Below are 16,246 nucleotides of genomic sequence, written 5' to 3'. Positions count from 1 at the left end.
ATGAACGATGCCGCCCCGGCGCCCACCCCTGCGCCTGCGCCCCGCCGTGCCCGTGTCCGTGCCCCCGAGCTGGTCGGCAAGGGGGGCTGGCTCAACACCGGCGGAGCCCAGCTCACCCTGTCCGACCTGCGCGGAAAAATTGCGATTCTCGACTTTTGGACCTTCTGCTGCATCAACTGCCTGCACGTCCTCGACGAGCTGCGGGAGCTGGAGGAGAAGCACCGGGACACCGTCGTGATCGTCGGGGTGCACTCGCCGAAGTTCGTGCACGAGGCGGAGCACCAGGCCGTGGTGGACGCCGTGGAGCGGTACGAGGTGCACCACCCGGTGCTCGACGACCCCGAGCTGGCCACCTGGAAGCAGTACGCCGTCCGGGCCTGGCCCACGCTCGTCGTGATCGACCCCGAGGGGTACGTCGTCGCCCAGCACGCCGGTGAGGGGCACGCCCACGCCATCGCCAGGCTGGTCGAGGAGCTGGAGGCCGAGCACGAGGCCAAGGGGACGCTGCGGCGCGGGGACGGGCCGTACGTGGCGCCCGAGCCCGTGGCCACCCACCTGCGGTTCCCCGGGAAGGCCCTCCTGCTGCCGTCCGGGAACTTCCTCGTCTCCGACTCCACCCGGCACCAGCTGGTCGAGACCGGGCCCGACGGGGAGACCGTCGTACGCCGCATCGGCAGCGGGCAGCGCGGCTTCGGGCCGGACGCGTTCAACGAGCCGCAGGGCCTGTGCCTGCTGCCCGACGGCTCGGTGATCGTCGCCGACACCGTCAACCACGCGCTGCGCCGCCTCGACCCGGCCACCGGCGCCGTCGAGACCGTCGCCGGCACCGGACGGCAGTGGTGGCAGGGCTCGCCCACCTCCGGGCCGGCCCTGGAGGTGGACCTGTCCTCGCCGTGGGACGTGGCCTGGTGGCAGGGCAAGGTGTGGATCGCCATGGCCGGCGTCCACCAGCTGTGGACGTACGACCCGGCGGACGGGACCGTCGGGGTGGCCGCCGGCACCACGAACGAGGGGCTGGTCGACGGACCGGCCGCCGAGGCCTGGTTCGCGCAGCCCTCCGGGCTCGCCGCCACCGAGGACCGGCTCTGGCTCGCGGACTCCGAGACGAGCGCCCTGCGGTACGTGGAGCGGGACGGCGGGGGCGACGGGGCCGGGGACGGCTACGTGGTGCGCTCCGCCGTCGGCACCGGGCTCTTCGACTTCGGGCACCGGGACGGGGACGCCGCGCAGGCCCTGCTCCAGCACCCGCTGGGCGTGACCGCCCTGCCGGACGGCTCGGTCGCGGTGTGCGACACGTACAACCACGCCCTGCGCCGCTACGACCCGGCGACCGGGCAGGTCACCACGCTCGCCACCGATCTGCGCGAGCCCAGCGGGGCCGTGCTCGACGGGGACGAGATCGTGGTCGTCGAGTCGGCCCGGCACCGGCTGACCCGGCTGCGGCTGCCGGAGGAGGCGGTGCGCGTGGAGTCCGCCGCGTACCGCACCCAGCGGGCCGCCACCGAGGTCGCGCCGGGCCGGCTCCGGCTCGACGTGGTCTTCCAGGCCCCGGCCGGTCAGAAGCTCGACACCCGGTACGGGCCCTCCACCCGCCTGCTGGTCTCCTCGACCCCGCCGGAGCTGCTGGCGGAGGGCGAGGGGAAGGGCACCGACCTGTCGCGCGAGCTGCTGCTCGCCGACGGGGTCGCCGAGGGGGTCCTGCACGTCTCGGCGATGGCCGCGTCCTGCGACGACGACCCGGAGAACGAGTACCCGGCCTGCCACGTGCACCAGCAGGACTGGGGGGTGCCGGTCAAGGTCACCGAGGGCGGGGCGGTCCGGCTGCCGCTGGTCCTGGCGGGCATGGACGCGTAGCCGCCCGGCCCGGCGCAGGGATCAGGGACCAGGGACCGGAGGGCGGGCCGGGCGCGTCGCGGCGCCCGGGCCCGCCCTCCCTGCCCGTCCTCGCCCGGCTCCGTGGGACGGAGGGGAGGGGCTCGGCCCTCCAGAGGAGGGGCTCAGCCCTCCAGGAAGGCCACGAGGGAGTTCGCCAGCAGGAACGGGTCGTCGGAGCCGCAGAGTTCGCGGGCGCTGTGCATCGACAGGATCGCGACGCCGATGTCCACCGTCTGGATGCCGTGGCGGGCGGCCGTGATCGGGCCGATCGTGGTGCCGCAGGGCATGGAGTTGTTGGACACGAAGGTCTGCCACGGCACCCCGGCCCGCTCGCAGGCCTCGGCGAACACGGCCCGCCCGGCGCCGTCGGTGGCGTACCGCTGGTTGACGTTCACCTTGAGGATCGGGCCGCCGTTGGCGCGCGGGTGGTGCGTGGGGTCGTGCCGCTCACCGTAGTTGGGGTGCACGGCGTGGCCGGTGTCGGAGGACAGGCAGATGGTGCCCGCGAAGGCCCGGGCCCGGTCCTCGTAGCTGCCGCCGCGCGCGAAGACGGATCGTTCCAGCACGTTCCCGAGCAGCGGGCCGTCCGCGCCGGTGTCCGACTGGGAGCCGTTCTCCTCGTGGTCGAAGGCGGCGAGTACGGGGATGTGGTCGAGCTTGGAGTGGGTGGCGACGGCGGCCAGCGCGGCCGTACCGGCGTGCACCGACAGGAGGTTGTCCATCCGCGGGCCGGCCAGCAGCTCGCGGTCGCGGCCCAGGTAGGCGGGCGGCTCGATGGAGTGGACCATCAGGTCCCAGCCGGCCACCTCGCCCTGGGCCAGGCCCTCTTCCTCCTCCAGGAAGGCGATCAGGTCGCCCTCCTGCACCTCGCCCAGGCCCCAGATGGGCTGCATGTGGCGCTGCTTGTCGAGCTTGAGGCCGTCGGAGTTGACCGACCGGTCCAGGTGCACGGCCAGCTGCGGGACGCGCAGCAGGGCGCGGTCGATGTTGACGAGCCGGTGGCTGCCGTCGCGCAGGGTCAGCCGGCCCGCGAGCCCGAGGTCGCGGTCGAGCCAGGTGTTGAGGAGGGTCCCGCCGTAGATCTCGACGGCGATCTGCCGCCAGCCCTGGGAGCCGGTGTCCGGCTGCGGCTTCACGCGCAGGTTGGGCGAGTCGGTGTGCGCGCCGACGATCCGGAACGGCGTGTGTGCGGACGCGCCTTCGGGCACGTACCAGGCGATGATCGCGCCGCCGCGGAGGACGAACCGGCCGCCCGCGCCCGCGTCCCAGGCGTCCGTTTCCGACACCTGGCGGAACCCGGCCTTCTCCAGCCGCTCGGCGGCGTTCGCCACGGCATGGTACGGCGACGGGCTCGCCGCCAGAAAGGTCATCAGGTCGTCGGTGTGGCCGCGGTCGAAGCGGGCGGGAGAGCTCATGTGGTTCACCTTAACGACGGTCGTTGTCACGAGGTCCGGAGTGCGGTGGGCGGCCGGAGCTCCACGGGGGGTGGCTCCGCAGGCCGCCGGGGCATCCGCACAGGGCCGCTCCGCCGCGCCCTCAGCCCGACGGACGATCGAAGCGCCGGCCCAGCTGCCGCCGCTCCCCCCGGCGGATGCGCGGCAGCATCTCGGGGGTCTGGGGCGAGCGCTGTGCGCGCTTTTTCCGTCCGGCGCAGAAGATACAGGCCTCGCCGGGGGGCGCGTCCGGGTCGATGGGTGCGCCGGGGTGTTCCGCGCATCCGGAGGCGTTGCGCGGGCGGGAGAGTTCGCGGGCCACGATGAAGGCCCGGTGCAGGTCGTCGGCCACGTCGACGAACGCGTCGCCCGGAGAAGTGACGCCGAGGTGGAAGGCCTGTTCCTGCACCTTGCCGACCCACTTGCGCAGCTGCTCGACGGTGTACGGGCCCTCGGGCACGGGGTAGCCGAGGCGGCGCTGCTGCTCGGCCGGGGCGGGTCCGGAGATCCGGCCGCCCGCCCGGCGCAGGCCGCGGCGGCGCCGGTCGTTGCAGATCAGGCAGCGGCCCCAGCCCTCGGGGGCCTCGGGGTCCAGGGCCCCGTTGGGGTGCTCGGGGCAGCCGGTGTAGCTCTTGACCGGCGCCAGCCCGGCGGCCGACTGGAAGGCGGCGTAGAGGGCGTCGGCGACGGGTTCGTACTCGGCGGGGTGGGCGCCGTCGTAGAGCTCCCTGACCTGGTCGCCGAGGGAGCCGATCTTGCCGTGCAGCTCCTTGAGCTGGAACGGCCGTCCGGTCGGGACGGAGTATCCCCGGCTGCCGTGCTGTTCCTGCGGACTCATGACTAGAGCCTCCCACGGACGGCCGACAAAGGGGGCCGGGGTGCTGGTGTGACGCAGCTCCCCGGCCCCCTCTCGGGTGCCGGCGCGGCCCGGGTGCGGGCCGGGGTCCCGGCCTTGCGGGCCTACGGGCCTACGGGCCTACGGGCTTGCGGGCCTACGGGGCTAGAACGCGGCCTCGTCGAGCTCCATCAGGGAGTTGTCGACGGCCTCGGCCAGGGTGCGGGCGACGGAGACGCCCGGCAGGACCTGGGAGGCGAAGAACTTCGCCGCGGCGATCTTGCCCTGGTAGAAGGGGGTGTCCTTGGCGGAAGCGGTCTTCAGCTTCTCGGCGGCGACGGCCGCACCGCGCAGCAGCAGGTAGCCGACGACCACGTCGCCGGAGGCCATGAGCAGGCGGGTGGTGTTCTGGCCGACCTTGTAGATGTTCTTGAGGTCCTCGCCGGTGGCGGTGAGGTCGGTGACCATGTGGCCGACGATGGCCTCCAGGTCCACGGCGGCCTTGGCCAGCGCGTCGCGGGCCGGGGCCAGCTCCTCGCCGCCCTCGCCCTCGGCGAGGAACTTCTTGATCGTCTCGGAGAGCAGGTTCAGGGAGGCGCCCTGGTCGCGGACGATCTTCCGGAAGAAGAAGTCCTGGCCCTGGATCGCCGTGGTGCCCTCGTACAGGGTGTCGATCTTGGCGTCGCGGATGTACTGCTCGATCGGGTACTCCTGCAGGTAGCCGGAGCCGCCGAAGGTCTGGAGCGACTGGGCCAGCTGCTCGTAGGACTTCTCGGAGCCGTAGCCCTTCACGATCGGCAGGAGCAGGTCGTTGAGGCCGATCAGCGCGGAGGCGTCCTCGCCCGCGGCCTGCTTGACGGCGATCTCGTCCTGGACGGTGGCCGTGTAGAGCACCAGGGCGCGCATGCCCTCGGCGTACGCCTTCTGCGTCATCAGCGAGCGGCGGACGTCGGGGTGGTGCGTGATGGTGACCTTGGGCGCGGTCTTGTCGAGGAAGTTCGCGAGGTCGGGGCCCTGCACGCGCTCCTTGGCGTACTCCAGCGCGTTCAGGTAGCCGGTGGAGAGCGTGGCGATGGCCTTCGTGCCGACCATCATGCGGGCGAACTCGATGATCATGAACATCTGGCGGATGCCGTCGTGCTTGTCGCCGATCAGCCAGCCCTTGGCGGGGTGCTGGTCGCCGAAGGTCATCTCGCAGGTGTTGGAGGCCTTGAGGCCCATCTTGTGCTCGACGTTCGTGGCGTACACGCCGTTGCGCTCGCCCAGCTCGCCGGTCTCCCAGTCGAAGTGGAACTTCGGCACGAGGAAGAGGGACAGGCCCTTGGTGCCCGGGCCGTGGCCCTCGGGGCGGGCGAGGACGTAGTGGAGGATGTTCTCCTCCATGTCGTGCTCACCGGAGGTGATGAAGCGCTTCACGCCCTCGATGTGCCAGGAGCCGTCCTCCTGCTGGATGGCCTTGGTGCGGCCGGCGCCGACGTCGGAACCCGCGTCGGGCTCGGTCAGGACCATGGTGGAGCCCCAGCGCTTCTCGACCGCGAGCTGGGCGATCTTCTTCTGGGCCTCGTTGCCCTCCTCGTACAGCACGCCGGCGAAGGCCGGGCCGGAGGAGTACATCCAGATGGCGGGGTTCGAGCCGAGCAGCAGCTCCGCGTACGACCACACGAGGGAGCGCGGGGAGGTGGTGCCGCCGATCTCCTCGGGCAGGCCCAGGCGCCAGTACTCCGAGTCCATGAAGGCCTCGTAGCTCTTCTTGAAGGAGGCCGGGACCGGGGCCGTGTTGGTGGCCGGGTCGAAGACGGGCGGGTTGCGGTCGGCGTCCTCGAAGGAGGCGGCCAGCTCGTTCTCGGCCAGGCGCGCGATCTCGGACAGCACGTCCTTGGCGGTCTCGGTGTCCATCTCCGCGAACGGTCCGGTGCCGTACACCTTGTCGCGGCCGAGCACCTCGAAGAGGTTGAACTCGATGTCTCGAAGGTTGGACTTGTAGTGCCCCATGGCGACGGCTCCGTAAGCGGGTCGGTTACATCTACCAGCAAGTAGCTAAATGATGCTACCCACCGGTAATAACGGCAACCCCTGGAGGGCCGATGTGACGGGGCTCAAGCGGTCTGGGAGCTTTTGCGCCGAGCTCCGGCCGCAGGGCGGTGCGCCGCCGGGTGAATCAGTAGTCTGTGCCGCATGTACGGCTACGACCAGAACGTGAGCGCGGGGCACGCGGGGCAGCAGCAGTACGCCGCACCCCAGCAGATGGCCGGCGGCTACCCGGAGCAGCCGCTGTACCCGGAGCCCTCGCCGCCGTCCCTGGCCGACGCCGTGCGGGCGTTCACGACGGGCTCCCTGTCCGCCGAGGACTTCCAGCAGATCTTCGCCTCGTCCAAGGTCTACTGCCCGCGCGGGGACAACCCGGGCTTCCTGGCCCTGCACAACACCCAGCAGCCGGTCATCCCCATGTTCACCACCCTCAAGGAGCTCCGCCGCTACGCGGGCAAGGAGTCCAAGTACTTCGTGATCACGGGCGCCGAGGTCATCGACCTGCTCCCGACCGGCTACGGCTTCGTCCTCGACATGGAGGGCGACCACCGCATGGTCTTCGACGCGAAGGCGGTCGAGCAGATGGTCGACTTCGCGATGCGCCGCATGTACGGCTGATCGCCCGATCCGCCGCGTCACCTTGCCGCAGGTCCGAGCCCCCGGGGAATGAATCCCGGGGGCTTCGTGCTGTGCGGGTGGCAGAAAGTTCGAGTTTCAACTAAACTCGACGCAGAAGGAGGTCCGACCATGCCTGCAGTGACTGTGGAGAACCCGTTGACCCTTCCGCGGGTCGCCGAGCCCCAGGGGGCCGTCGCGCGGCGCGTGCTGGCCGTGACCACCGCGCCCGGCGGCTTCGAGGGCGAGGGGTTCCCGGTCCGGCGCGCGTTCGCCGGCATCAACTACCAGCACCTCGACCCGTTCATCATGATGGACCAGATGGGCGAGGTGGAGTACGCGCCGGGCGAGCCCAAGGGCACCCCGTGGCACCCGCACCGCGGGTTCGAGACCGTCACCTACCTGATCGACGGAACCTTCGTCCACCAGGACAGCCACGGCGGCGGCGGGGTCATCAACGGCGGTGACACCCAGTGGATGACCGCCGGCTCCGGCCTCCTGCACATCGAGGCCCCGCCGGAGTCCCTGGTCGTCAGCGGCGGGCTCTTCCACGGCCTCCAGCTGTGGGTGAACCTCCCGGCCGCCGACAAGATGATGCCCCCGCGCTACCAGGACATCGGCGGCGGCAAGGTCCGGCTGCTCACCACCCCCGACGGCGGCGCGCTGCTGCGCGTCATCGCCGGCGAGCTGGACGGGCACGCGGGCCCCGGCATCACCCACACCCCCATCACGATGATCCACGCCACCGTCAGCCCGGGCGCGCAGGTCACCCTGCCCTGGCGCGAGGACTTCAACGGTCTGGCGTACGTGCTCGCCGGGCGCGGCAGCGTCGGCCAGGAGCGCCGGCCGGTCCGCACCGGGCAGACGGCGGTCTTCGGCGAGGGCGGCTCGCTGACGGTACGGGCCGACGAGTCGCAGGACTCGAACGCCCCGGACCTCGAGGTCGTCCTGCTCGGCGGGCGCCCGATCCGCGAGCCGATGGCGCACTACGGCCCGTTCGTGATGAACAGCCGCGCCGAGCTCCAGCAGGCCTTCGACGACTTCCAGGCCGGCCGCCTCGGCACCATCCCGACCACCGAGCGCACCGGGCTGGGCCACCGCGGCACGGGTGCGGTGGACTCGGAGTAGGAGTACGGAAACGCGTGGGCCCGGCCGGACACCCGGCCGGGCCCGCGCGTTTTCCGCCTTCAGCAGTTCGTCTTCGCGTCGCCGGGGTCGGCGGTGCAGCTGCCGCTGCCCGGGAGGGTGTTGGTGGTGTCGTTGCCGCCCACCCCGTCCAGGCTGTCGATCGTGTCCTGGCCGGAGTCGCCGAAGCTGATGTCCGCGCCCGCGCCGGGGGTGATGACGTCGTTGCCGCTGCCGCCGTCGGAGCGGTCGTCGCCGGCGCCCCCGTAGAGGCGGTCGGCGCCCGAGCCGCCCTCGATGGTGTCGTTGCCGGTGCCGCCGTAGACCGTGTCGTCGCCCGCGGCCCCGCTCAGCTGGTCGTTCCCGCCGAGCCCGCAGATCACGTCGTCGGCGCCGGTGCCCGCGAGGATGTCGTTGCCGGGGGTGCCGATCAGGGTGCAGCCGAGGGTGTTGGCGACCTGGGTGTCGGCGGTGGCGGTGACGCTCTGGCCGGGCGCCCCGGCCAGGCCCTGGCCCGGGGTGGCGGTGGCGGTGGCCGTGGCGCTGACCGTGCCGGTGCGCTGCGGTTCCACGAGCAGGGTGACGGTGGCGATCGCGCCGGGGCCGAGGTTGCCGAGGGTGCAGGCGGTCTCGGGGGCGGGGCCGGCGGGGGTGCCGCTGCCCGTACCCGGGGTGCAGGTGCCCTGCCCGGCGCTCAGCGAGACCAGGGCCGTGCCGGAGGGGGCCGGGGCGGTCAGCACCACCCCGTGGGCGGTGCCCTTGCCCTGGTTGGTGAGGGTGTACGTGTACGCGTACGTCCCGCCGAGCGGGGCCGGCTCCGGGGCGGCGGCCGCGGTGAGGGACAGCTCGGGGGCGGCGGCGGGGTCCTCGACGAGGTCCTGGGCGGGCGGAACCGTGACCGGGACGGGAGCCGGGGCCGGAGCCGGGAGGGGGGCGGGCTGGGCGGCCGGCGGGAGTGCCGGGTGGGCCGGTACGGCGGGTACGAGGGGGGCCGCCGGGTCCGGGGCCGGGGGGACCGGCTTGGCGGCGGGGGCCGCCGCGGCGGGGTCCGCGGGGGCGGGGTCGGCCGCGTATCCGGCTGCGGCCGGGGCCAGTGCGGTCGCTGCGGCCAGTGCGGCCGTGCCGAGGGCCGTCTTCCACGTGGTCAAGGTGTGCTCCTTGTCGCTCGCCCCCTGGTCGGGCCAGGGTGGGCGGGCGGGCCGCCGGGTGGCCGGCCGCCACGCCGATCCCTCCGGTCGTACAACCGTGAAATCACCACACTGGTGGAGTGCGGGCGAAAAAACCCGGGGGCTCCGCCCCCGGGCCCCCGGTCCTCAGTCGCCGGACGGGCTCGACGGTTCGTACAGCTCGAACCACGTCGACTTGCCCTCGCCCCTCGGGTCCACACCCCACGCATCGGCCAGCATCTCCATCAGCAGCACGCCCCGGCCGCTGGACGCCATCTCCCCGGGATGCCGCTTGTGCGGCAGCTCGTCGCTCCCGTCCGCGACCTCGACCCGCAGCCGCCGCTCGCCCCGCTCGCCCACCGCCTCCGCGATCAGCAGCGCGTCCCCGTCCGTGTGCATGAGGACGTTCGTGACCATCTCGGAGACCATCAGGACCGCCGAGTCCACCTGCTCCGCGTCCGACCAGTCGTGCAGCAGCTCGCGGATCTGCTTGCGGGCGCCCGCGATGCGTTCCGGCTCCACCTGCCCGACCGTGATCACCGTACGGCGGACCGGCCGGGCGGGGCTCTCGCCCGGGCCGCCGCAGCCGCAGCCCGCGCCCGCCCGGCAGAGCAGCACCACCGCTATGTCGTCCTCGCGGCGGTCGGCCAGCGGGCCGGTGGTGTGGTGGGAGGAGGGGCCGTGGACGGCCGACACGAGTTCGTCGGCCAGTTCCTCCAGGCTCTCCGAGGTGTGCGTGCCGCCCTCCAGGACGGCCCGCAGCCGGGCCCAGCCGGTGTCCAGGTCGTGGCCGCCGGTCTCGATCAGCCCGTCCGTGCACAGCATCATCGTCTCGCCCGGCTCCAGCGTGAACCGGGTCGTGGGGTAGTCGGTGTCCGGCACGATGCCCAGCGGCAGGCCGCCCGCGGTGGAGCGCATCAGCACCGTGCCGTCGGTCATGCGCACCACCGGCTCCGGGTGCCCGGCCCGGGCCACCTCCAGGGTTCCGGTCTCCGGATCGCACTCCACGTACAGGCAGGTCGCGAAGCGCGGGCTGAGGAAGTCCTCGTCCGCGCCCCCGCCGAAGCCATCACCCCCGCCGAGGTCACCGCCCCCGCCCGGCTCCGAGGAGTGCAGTCCGGCCAGGAACCGCGAGGCCCGCGAGAGCACCGCATCGGGCCGGTGCCCCTCCGAGGCGTACGCGCGCACCGCGATCCGCAGCTGGCCCATCAGCCCCGCCGCCCGCACGTCGTGTCCCTGCACGTCCCCGATGACCAGCGCGAACCGGCCCGAGGGCAGCGGGATCATGTCGTACCAGTCCCCGCCGACCTGGAGCCCGCCGCCGGTGGGCACGTACCGGGCGGCGACCGTCATGCCGGGGATCCGCGGGCCGAGCGTGGGCATCATCGCGCGCTGGAGGCCGGTGCTCAGCTCCCGCTCCGACTCCGCCACCCCGGCCCGCTGGAGGGCCTGCGCCAGCATCCGGGCGACCGTGGTCAGCACCGAGCGCTCGTCGGGGGAGAAGGACACCGGCTGCTTGAAGGCGGCCATCCAGGCGCCCATCGTGCGGCCCGCCACGATCAGCGGAACGAAGGCCCACGAGACCCGGCCGAAGCGCTGCGCGAGCGGCCAGGTGGCGGGGAAGCGGCGCTTGTACTCCTCGGGGGTCGGCAGGTAGATCGCCCGCCCGGTGCGCACCACCTCGGCGGCCGGGTAGTCCGTGTCCACCCGCATCTCCGTGAACGGGCCCTCGTCCCCCGGGCTGTGCCCGTGGTGCCCGATGACCGACAGCCGGTCGCCGTCCACCCCGAAGACCGCCAGCCCGTCCGGGCTGAACCCCGGCATGGACAGGGAGGCCGCCACCCGCAGCACCTCGGCGGTGGAGCGGGCCTCGGCCAGGGCCCGGCCGGCGTCGAGCAGGAAGGCCTCGCGGGAGCGCCGCCAGTCGCCGGTGACCGCGGTCTGCGCGGAGGTGGTGCCCGGCTGCGGCTCGGCGATCTCCTGGATGGTGCCGATCAGCTGGTAGTCCGTACGGTCCACGAGGGGCTTGGAGCGGCTGCGGACGGTACGGACCACCCGCCCGTCCTCGTCCATGATCCGCAGCCGGGCCTCGGCGAGGGTGCCCTCGGCCGCCGCGAGCCCGACGATGCCGTTGACCTCGTTCCAGTCCACGGGGTGGAACCGGGACCGCACCGCCGCCTCCGGCACGGTCGCGGGCCGCGGGGGCAGGCCGAGCAGCCGGGCGGCCTCGCCGTCGAGGCTGACCGTCCCGGTCACGTTGTCCCAGCGCCACAGGCCGGTCGCCACGGCTGCCAGAACGTCCTCGGTACGCACTGACTCATATTTACAGCTCATCGGCCCGGTTTGCCCGGGCAGTCCGCCGGTGGCCCTTCGCCCGGCGGGCCGCCGGTGGGCCGGGCGGTAACCTTGGGAGGGTTGAATCCACCCTGGTATCGCGAAGAACTGGATGAATGATGCATCGGTACAGGTCCCACACCTGCGGCGAGCTCCGCGCGACTGACGTCGGCACCGACGTCCGCCTGAGCGGCTGGCTGCACAATCGTCGAGACCTGGGCGGCATCCTCTTCATCGATCTGCGCGACCACTACGGCATCACGCAGCTCGTTGCCCGTCCCGGCACCGCCGCCGCCGAGGTCCTGGACAAGCTGTCCAAGGAGACCACGATCCGCGTGGACGGCAAGGTCGTCTCCCGCGGCGCCGAGAACATCAACCCCGACCTCGCCACCGGCGAGATCGAGATCGAGGCCGTCGAGGTCGAGGTGCTCGGCGCGGCCGCCCCGCTGCCGTTCACGATCAACACGGACGACGGCGTGAACGAGGAGCGGCGCCTGGAGTACCGCTTCCTCGACCTGCGCCGCGAGCGCATGCACCGCAACATCATGCTGCGCTCGGCCGTCATCGGTGCGATCCGCGACAAGATGCGCGCCCTCGGCTTCAACGAGATGGCGACCCCGATCCTGACCGCGACCTCCCCCGAGGGCGCGCGCGACTTCGTGGTCCCCTCCCGCCTGAACCCGGGCAAGTTCTACGCCCTGCCGCAGGCCCCGCAGCAGTTCAAGCAGCTGCTGATGATCTCCGGCTTCGACCGCTACTTCCAGATCGCGCCCTGCTTCCGCGACGAGGACGCCCGCGCCGACCGCTCGCCGGGCGAGTTCTACCAGCTCGACGTGGAGATGTCCTTCGTCGAGCAGGAGGACGTGTTCCAGCCGATCGAGAAGCTGATGACCGAGCTCTTCGAGGAGTTCGGCAACGGCCGCCACGTCACCTCCCCGTTCCCGCGCATCCCGTTCCGCGAGTCGATGCTCAAGTACGGCAACGACAAGCCGGACCTGCGCACCGCCCTCGAACTCGTCGACATCACCGACGTCTTCGAGAACTCCGAGTTCAAGGCCTTCGCCGGCAAGCACGTCCGCGCCCTGGCGGTGCCGGACACCGGCGACCAGCCGCGCAAGTTCTTCGACGGCCTGGGCGACTTCGCGGTCTCCCTCGGCGCGAAGGGCCTGGCCTGGGTCCGCGTCGGCGAGGGGAACGTCCTCACCGGCCCGATCGCCAAGTTCCTCACCGAGGAGAACGTCAAGGTCCTCACCGAGCGCCTGGGCCTCAAGCCCGGCCACGCGGTGTTCTTCGGCGCCGGCGAGTTCGACGAGGTCTCCAAGATCATGGGCCCCGTCCGCGTCGAGGCCGCCAAGCGCGCCGGGCAGTTCGAGGAGAACGTCTTCCGCTTCGCCTGGATCGTCGACTTCCCGATGTACGAGAAGGACGAGGAGACCGGCAAGATCGACTTCTCGCACAACCCCTTCTCGATGCCGCAGGGCGGCCTGGAGGCCCTGGAGACCCAGGACCCGCTGGACGTCCTCGGCTGGCAGTACGACATCGTCTGCAACGGCATCGAGCTCTCCTCCGGCGCGATCCGGAACCACGAGCCCGAGATCATGTTCAAGGCCTTCGAGATCGCCGGCTACTCCAAGGAGACCGTCGAGACCGAGTTCGCCGGCATGCTCCGCGCGTTCCAGTTCGGCGCCCCGCCGCACGGCGGCATCGCCCCGGGCGTGGACCGCATCGTGATGCTGCTCGCCGACGAGCCGAACATCCGCGAGACCATCGCCTTCCCGCTCAACGGCAACGCCCAGGACCTGATGATGGGCGCGCCGACGGAGCTGGACGAGGCCCGCCTGCGCGAGCTGAACATCGCCCTGCGCAAGCCGGTCGAGAAGAAGGCCACCGGCGACCGCCCGGTCTCCGAGGCCGTCCACCCGGACGCCGCGCGCTGACCGCGCGCCCGGCCGTGAGGCCGTAGCCGCAGGGCCCGGGATCCGCAGCGGATCCCGGGCCCTGCGCACGTCCGGCCGGAGCCGGACGGTCGTACCGAATCTGCCGGTTCGGCACGAAGGCGGTGCTCCCACCCCCGTGGGAAGCACCGCCTCCGCCGTGCGGGCCGGCGCGAGGCCGGCCCCGGTGCCGGTCAGGCGAGGCGGCCGTAGACCTGCCAGCCGGTGCCGAGCTTGGTGCGGGCGCCGAACGTGCCCTTCCCGGTGCCGTTCAGCCGCCAGATCGTGCCCGCGGTGTCCCGGGCGACGAGGTCGGCGCGGCCGTCGCCGGTCAGGTCGCCGGTGCCGACGACGGCGTTGTACGAAGCGCCCCAGTTCCCGGCGAGGAGGGTGCGGGGGCCGAACTTGCCGCCACCGGCGCCGTTCATCCGCCACAGCTTGTTCGACCCGTCCTGGAGGAGCAGGTCGCCGAGTCCGTCGCCGTTGAGGTCGCCCGCGCCGACGATCTTCTTGTAGCCCTTGTAGCCGGTCCCCAGGTTCAGCCGCGGGTCGAGGATCCCGCCGCGGGCCTCGTACATGTACAGCGTCCCCGTCTTCGGGTCGCGGGCCACCACGTCGGCCCGGCCGTCACCGGTCAGGTCGCCGGGCGAGGTGACCACGTCGTACGCGTTCCAGCCCTTGCCGAGGACCTTGTGGGTGGTGCTCGGCTTGAGCGCGGCCCCGCAGGCCGGGGTGTACGCGCGCATCACGCCGTCGGGCATGCGCATCAGGACGTCGTTGCAGCGGTCGCCGTTCAGGGTGCCGACCGGCACCGGCAGGACGCCCTTGGGCCAGCCGGTCGTCGTGGCGCTGCCGCTGAAGTTGCCGGAGGCGGCGCTGCCGTAGGCGATGCGCAGGCCGCCCGAGGCGGTGGTCTGGAACAGGTCGCCGGTGCCGTCCGGGGTGCCGGCCTTGGCGCCGAAGTCGCGGCGGACGGCCGCGCCGCCCGTGACCGTGACGGTGCCGGAGGCCAGGGCGGTCTCCTCGGCGGCGTGCTTGCCGGTGGCCGACAGGCGCCAGGTCAGCGGGCCGTTCGGGGCGAGGACGGTGCGGTCCTCCTTGCTGCGCCCGTTCCAGACCGGAGCGACGGTGGTGATGCCCGTGGTGTAGTCGGCGCCCGTGAAGGTGCGGAACACCTTCCCGGACCGGTCCGTGAGGGTGAGCCGCCAGGCGTCGGCCGCCTGGTTCAGCTTCCACACCGGGGCCCACACCCTGCTCGCGGCGGTGCTCCCCGCCAGGGCGGCCGTGGCCGGGACGGAGGCCGAGACGGTCCCCAGCGGCGGCCGGTAGGCGGTACGGGCGGACTCCGGTCCCTCCGTCGTGGTCCACAGCAGCGTGGCGGAGCGGGCGGCACCCGCCGCCACCTGCACGTTGCGGTTGCGGAGCACCAGGTAGGTGCCGTTCGGCTGCCGGGGCGCGGACCAGGCGTTGTCGTCGGTGGTGCGGGCGGCCGTGACCACCGCGGTCCTGTCCTCGCCGTTCACCTTCACGTACTCGGGCCACGCCACCCGGACGGTGCCGTCCGGACCGATCGCGGCGTCGAACTCCTTGGTCGCGAAGCCCTTGCTGAGGAGCTTGCGCTCCCAGGCGGTGCCGCCCGCGGCCAGGGTGGCGGAGGCGATCCCGGTGTGCGGGCCGGTCTCGTCCGAGTCGTTCTCCCAGTACTCGTCCCAGACCAGCGTCACGTCCCCGTCCGGCGCGATCAGCGGTTCCGGTGCGGACTGGAGCTTCGTCTCGAAGCCCTCGAACGGCATCTCGGCGGGCCCGCTCCATGCGGCGCCCGCCCGCTTGACCGAGACGAGCACGTCCGCCGTGTGCCAGTTGTCGAACTTGTTCGTCATCGGCCAGGAGACGGCGAACGAGCCGTCCGGACCGGCCCCGGCGTTCGGGACCTCCGTCAGGGCGGCCGGGGTGCTCAGGGCCGCGGGCGCGCTCCAGGCACCGCCGGTGCCCGTCCGCTCGGAGGTCTTGATGCCGGGGAGCCCGCCCTTCTCGGTGTGGCGGTAGGCGATCAGCGCATCGCCCGTGGCGGCCACGGCCACGTCCGCCCCGTCGATCTTCCCGGCCGCCGCCTCGGCGGTGGCCACCGGGGCCGGCGCCGACCAGCTGCCGTCACCGCCCCGCGAGGCCGCGTACACGCCCGAGGAGGCGCCGTCCGCGGCGGCCGCGGACCAGACGGCGACGGCGGTGCCCTGCGGGCCCTCCGCCACCTGGAACGCGTCCACGACGCTGCCGGCCGCCGTGCCGAGGAGCTCCCGGGGCTGGGACCACGCCCCGGCCCGCAGGGCGGCGGTCATCAGCCGGGTCGCCGGCGCCGGCGCACCCGGCGCCGGGTCGGCGGACTCCGCCCACACCACGGTCGCCCCGCCGGCCGCGTCCGCCGCCACCCGCACCGGCAGGCGCGAGGACACCCCGGAGGCGTGGAGGCGCGGTCCCGTCCACACGTCGCCGGCGGCGCCGCGCACCATGACGGACAGGCCGTCACCCTCGCGCAGGGCGGCGACGGCCGAACCGTCGGACAGCTCCGCCAGCTCCATGGCCTGCGGGGCGTACTCGTCGCCGCCCACCGAAGCGGGCGTGTTCCAGCCCGGCAGCGCCGACGCGTGCGCCGCGCCCGCGGTCAGCAGCGGCGCGGCGACGACCCCGGAAACGAGCATGGCTGCGGCGGCCACTGCGGTGGTCAGTCGGCGGTTCTTTTCCGTGCGTACGCCCATCAGGTGGCGCTCCCCTTCCCCGTGACTCCTGTGCGATCCCCTTGGGGGATCGAGGAGTTGGACCGCCGGCCCCGGCGGATGGTTGTACGGGCGGCAGCAAAAGATCGAAAAGGCGCCCGCGCATGCGGAAGGCCCCGCGCGAACGCGT

General features: G+C 72.9%; 10 protein-coding genes. 4 read left to right on the top strand and 6 right to left on the bottom strand.

Annotated elements, in window-relative coordinates; all coding sequences use genetic code 11:
* Window positions 1-1,854, top strand: coding sequence for an NHL domain-containing thioredoxin family protein (locus ACZ407_RS05460; RefSeq protein ID WP_468125704.1), 1,854 nt, complete (start codon window positions 1-3; stop codon window positions 1,852-1,854).
* 143 nt (window positions 1,855-1,997) lie between these two features.
* On the opposite strand, the gene ACZ407_RS05455 is transcribed toward ACZ407_RS05460, so the two are convergent.
* From ACZ407_RS05455 to ACZ407_RS05445, 3 genes are all read right to left on the bottom strand, one after another.
* Window positions 1,998-3,290 (bottom strand): M18 family aminopeptidase, encoded by a 1,293-nt coding sequence (locus tag ACZ407_RS05455; RefSeq protein WP_468125702.1) that lies wholly within the window; start codon window positions 3,288-3,290, stop codon window positions 1,998-2,000.
* A 121-nt stretch (window positions 3,291-3,411) separates the two neighbouring features.
* Window positions 3,412-4,146, bottom strand: coding sequence for a hypothetical protein (locus ACZ407_RS05450; protein ID WP_468125700.1), 735 nt, complete (start codon window positions 4,144-4,146; stop codon window positions 3,412-3,414).
* Window positions 4,147-4,308: 162 nt separating this feature from the next.
* The gene (locus ACZ407_RS05445; protein WP_468125699.1) at window positions 4,309-6,135 is read right to left on the bottom strand and encodes an acyl-CoA dehydrogenase; all 1,827 of its coding nucleotides are present in this window, start codon (window positions 6,133-6,135) and stop codon (window positions 4,309-4,311) included.
* A 183-nt stretch (window positions 6,136-6,318) separates the two neighbouring features.
* Here ACZ407_RS05445 and ACZ407_RS05440 point away from each other — a divergent pair, with 183 nt between their 5' ends.
* Both ACZ407_RS05440 and ACZ407_RS05435 read left to right on the top strand, forming a co-directional pair.
* Window positions 6,319-6,789: an SseB family protein gene (locus ACZ407_RS05440; protein WP_468125697.1), complete on the top strand. Its 471-nt coding sequence runs from the start codon at window positions 6,319-6,321 to the stop codon at window positions 6,787-6,789.
* A gap of 129 nt (window positions 6,790-6,918) precedes the next feature.
* Window positions 6,919-7,914: a pirin family protein gene (locus ACZ407_RS05435; protein ID WP_468125696.1), complete on the top strand. Its 996-nt coding sequence runs from the start codon at window positions 6,919-6,921 to the stop codon at window positions 7,912-7,914.
* Between the two features lie 59 nt (window positions 7,915-7,973).
* Here ACZ407_RS05435 and ACZ407_RS05430 read toward each other — a convergent pair whose 3' ends face one another.
* Together ACZ407_RS05430 and ACZ407_RS05425 are read right to left on the bottom strand one after the other, a co-directional pair.
* Window positions 7,974-9,059, bottom strand: a complete 1,086-nt coding sequence (locus tag ACZ407_RS05430; protein ID WP_468125694.1) for a hypothetical protein — start codon at window positions 9,057-9,059, stop codon at window positions 7,974-7,976.
* Window positions 9,060-9,224: 165 nt separating this feature from the next.
* Entirely contained in the window at window positions 9,225-11,390 is a 2,166-nt protein-coding gene (locus ACZ407_RS05425; RefSeq protein WP_468125693.1) for an ATP-binding SpoIIE family protein phosphatase, read from the bottom strand.
* A gap of 140 nt (window positions 11,391-11,530) precedes the next feature.
* Here ACZ407_RS05425 and aspS point away from each other — a divergent pair, with 140 nt between their 5' ends.
* Window positions 11,531-13,348 carry an aspartate--tRNA ligase gene (aspS, locus tag ACZ407_RS05420; RefSeq protein WP_468126054.1) on the top strand — a complete coding sequence of 606 codons (1,818 nt, stop codon included), beginning with the start codon at window positions 11,531-11,533 and terminating at the stop codon, window positions 13,346-13,348.
* A 191-nt stretch (window positions 13,349-13,539) separates the two neighbouring features.
* On the opposite strand, the gene ACZ407_RS05415 is transcribed toward aspS, so the two are convergent.
* Entirely contained in the window at window positions 13,540-16,098 is a 2,559-nt protein-coding gene (locus ACZ407_RS05415; protein WP_468125691.1) for an FG-GAP-like repeat-containing protein, read from the bottom strand.
* Between the last annotated feature and the right edge of the window lie 148 nt (window positions 16,099-16,246).

Source organism: Streptomyces sp. NPDC030809, from assembly GCF_055572195.1.
This window is presented reverse-complemented; position numbering and strand designations above follow the sequence as displayed.

Excerpts from the sequence above, each read along its gene's own strand:
- ACZ407_RS05455 (WP_468125702.1), bottom strand. The coding sequence starts at position 3,290 with ATGAGCTCTCCCGCCCGCTTCGACCGCGGCCACACCGACGACCTGATG.
- aspS (WP_468126054.1), top strand. The coding sequence starts at position 11,531 with ATGCATCGGTACAGGTCCCACACCTGCGGCGAGCTCCGCGCGACTGAC.
- ACZ407_RS05460 (WP_468125704.1), top strand. The coding sequence starts at position 1 with ATGAACGATGCCGCCCCGGCGCCCACCCCTGCGCCTGCGCCCCGCCGT.
- ACZ407_RS05415 (WP_468125691.1), bottom strand. The coding sequence starts at position 16,098 with ATGGGCGTACGCACGGAAAAGAACCGCCGACTGACCACCGCAGTGGCC.
- ACZ407_RS05450 (WP_468125700.1), bottom strand. The coding sequence starts at position 4,146 with ATGAGTCCGCAGGAACAGCACGGCAGCCGGGGATACTCCGTCCCGACC.
- ACZ407_RS05435 (WP_468125696.1), top strand. The coding sequence starts at position 6,919 with ATGCCTGCAGTGACTGTGGAGAACCCGTTGACCCTTCCGCGGGTCGCC.
- ACZ407_RS05440 (WP_468125697.1), top strand. The coding sequence starts at position 6,319 with ATGTACGGCTACGACCAGAACGTGAGCGCGGGGCACGCGGGGCAGCAG.
- ACZ407_RS05445 (WP_468125699.1), bottom strand. The coding sequence starts at position 6,135 with ATGGGGCACTACAAGTCCAACCTTCGAGACATCGAGTTCAACCTCTTC.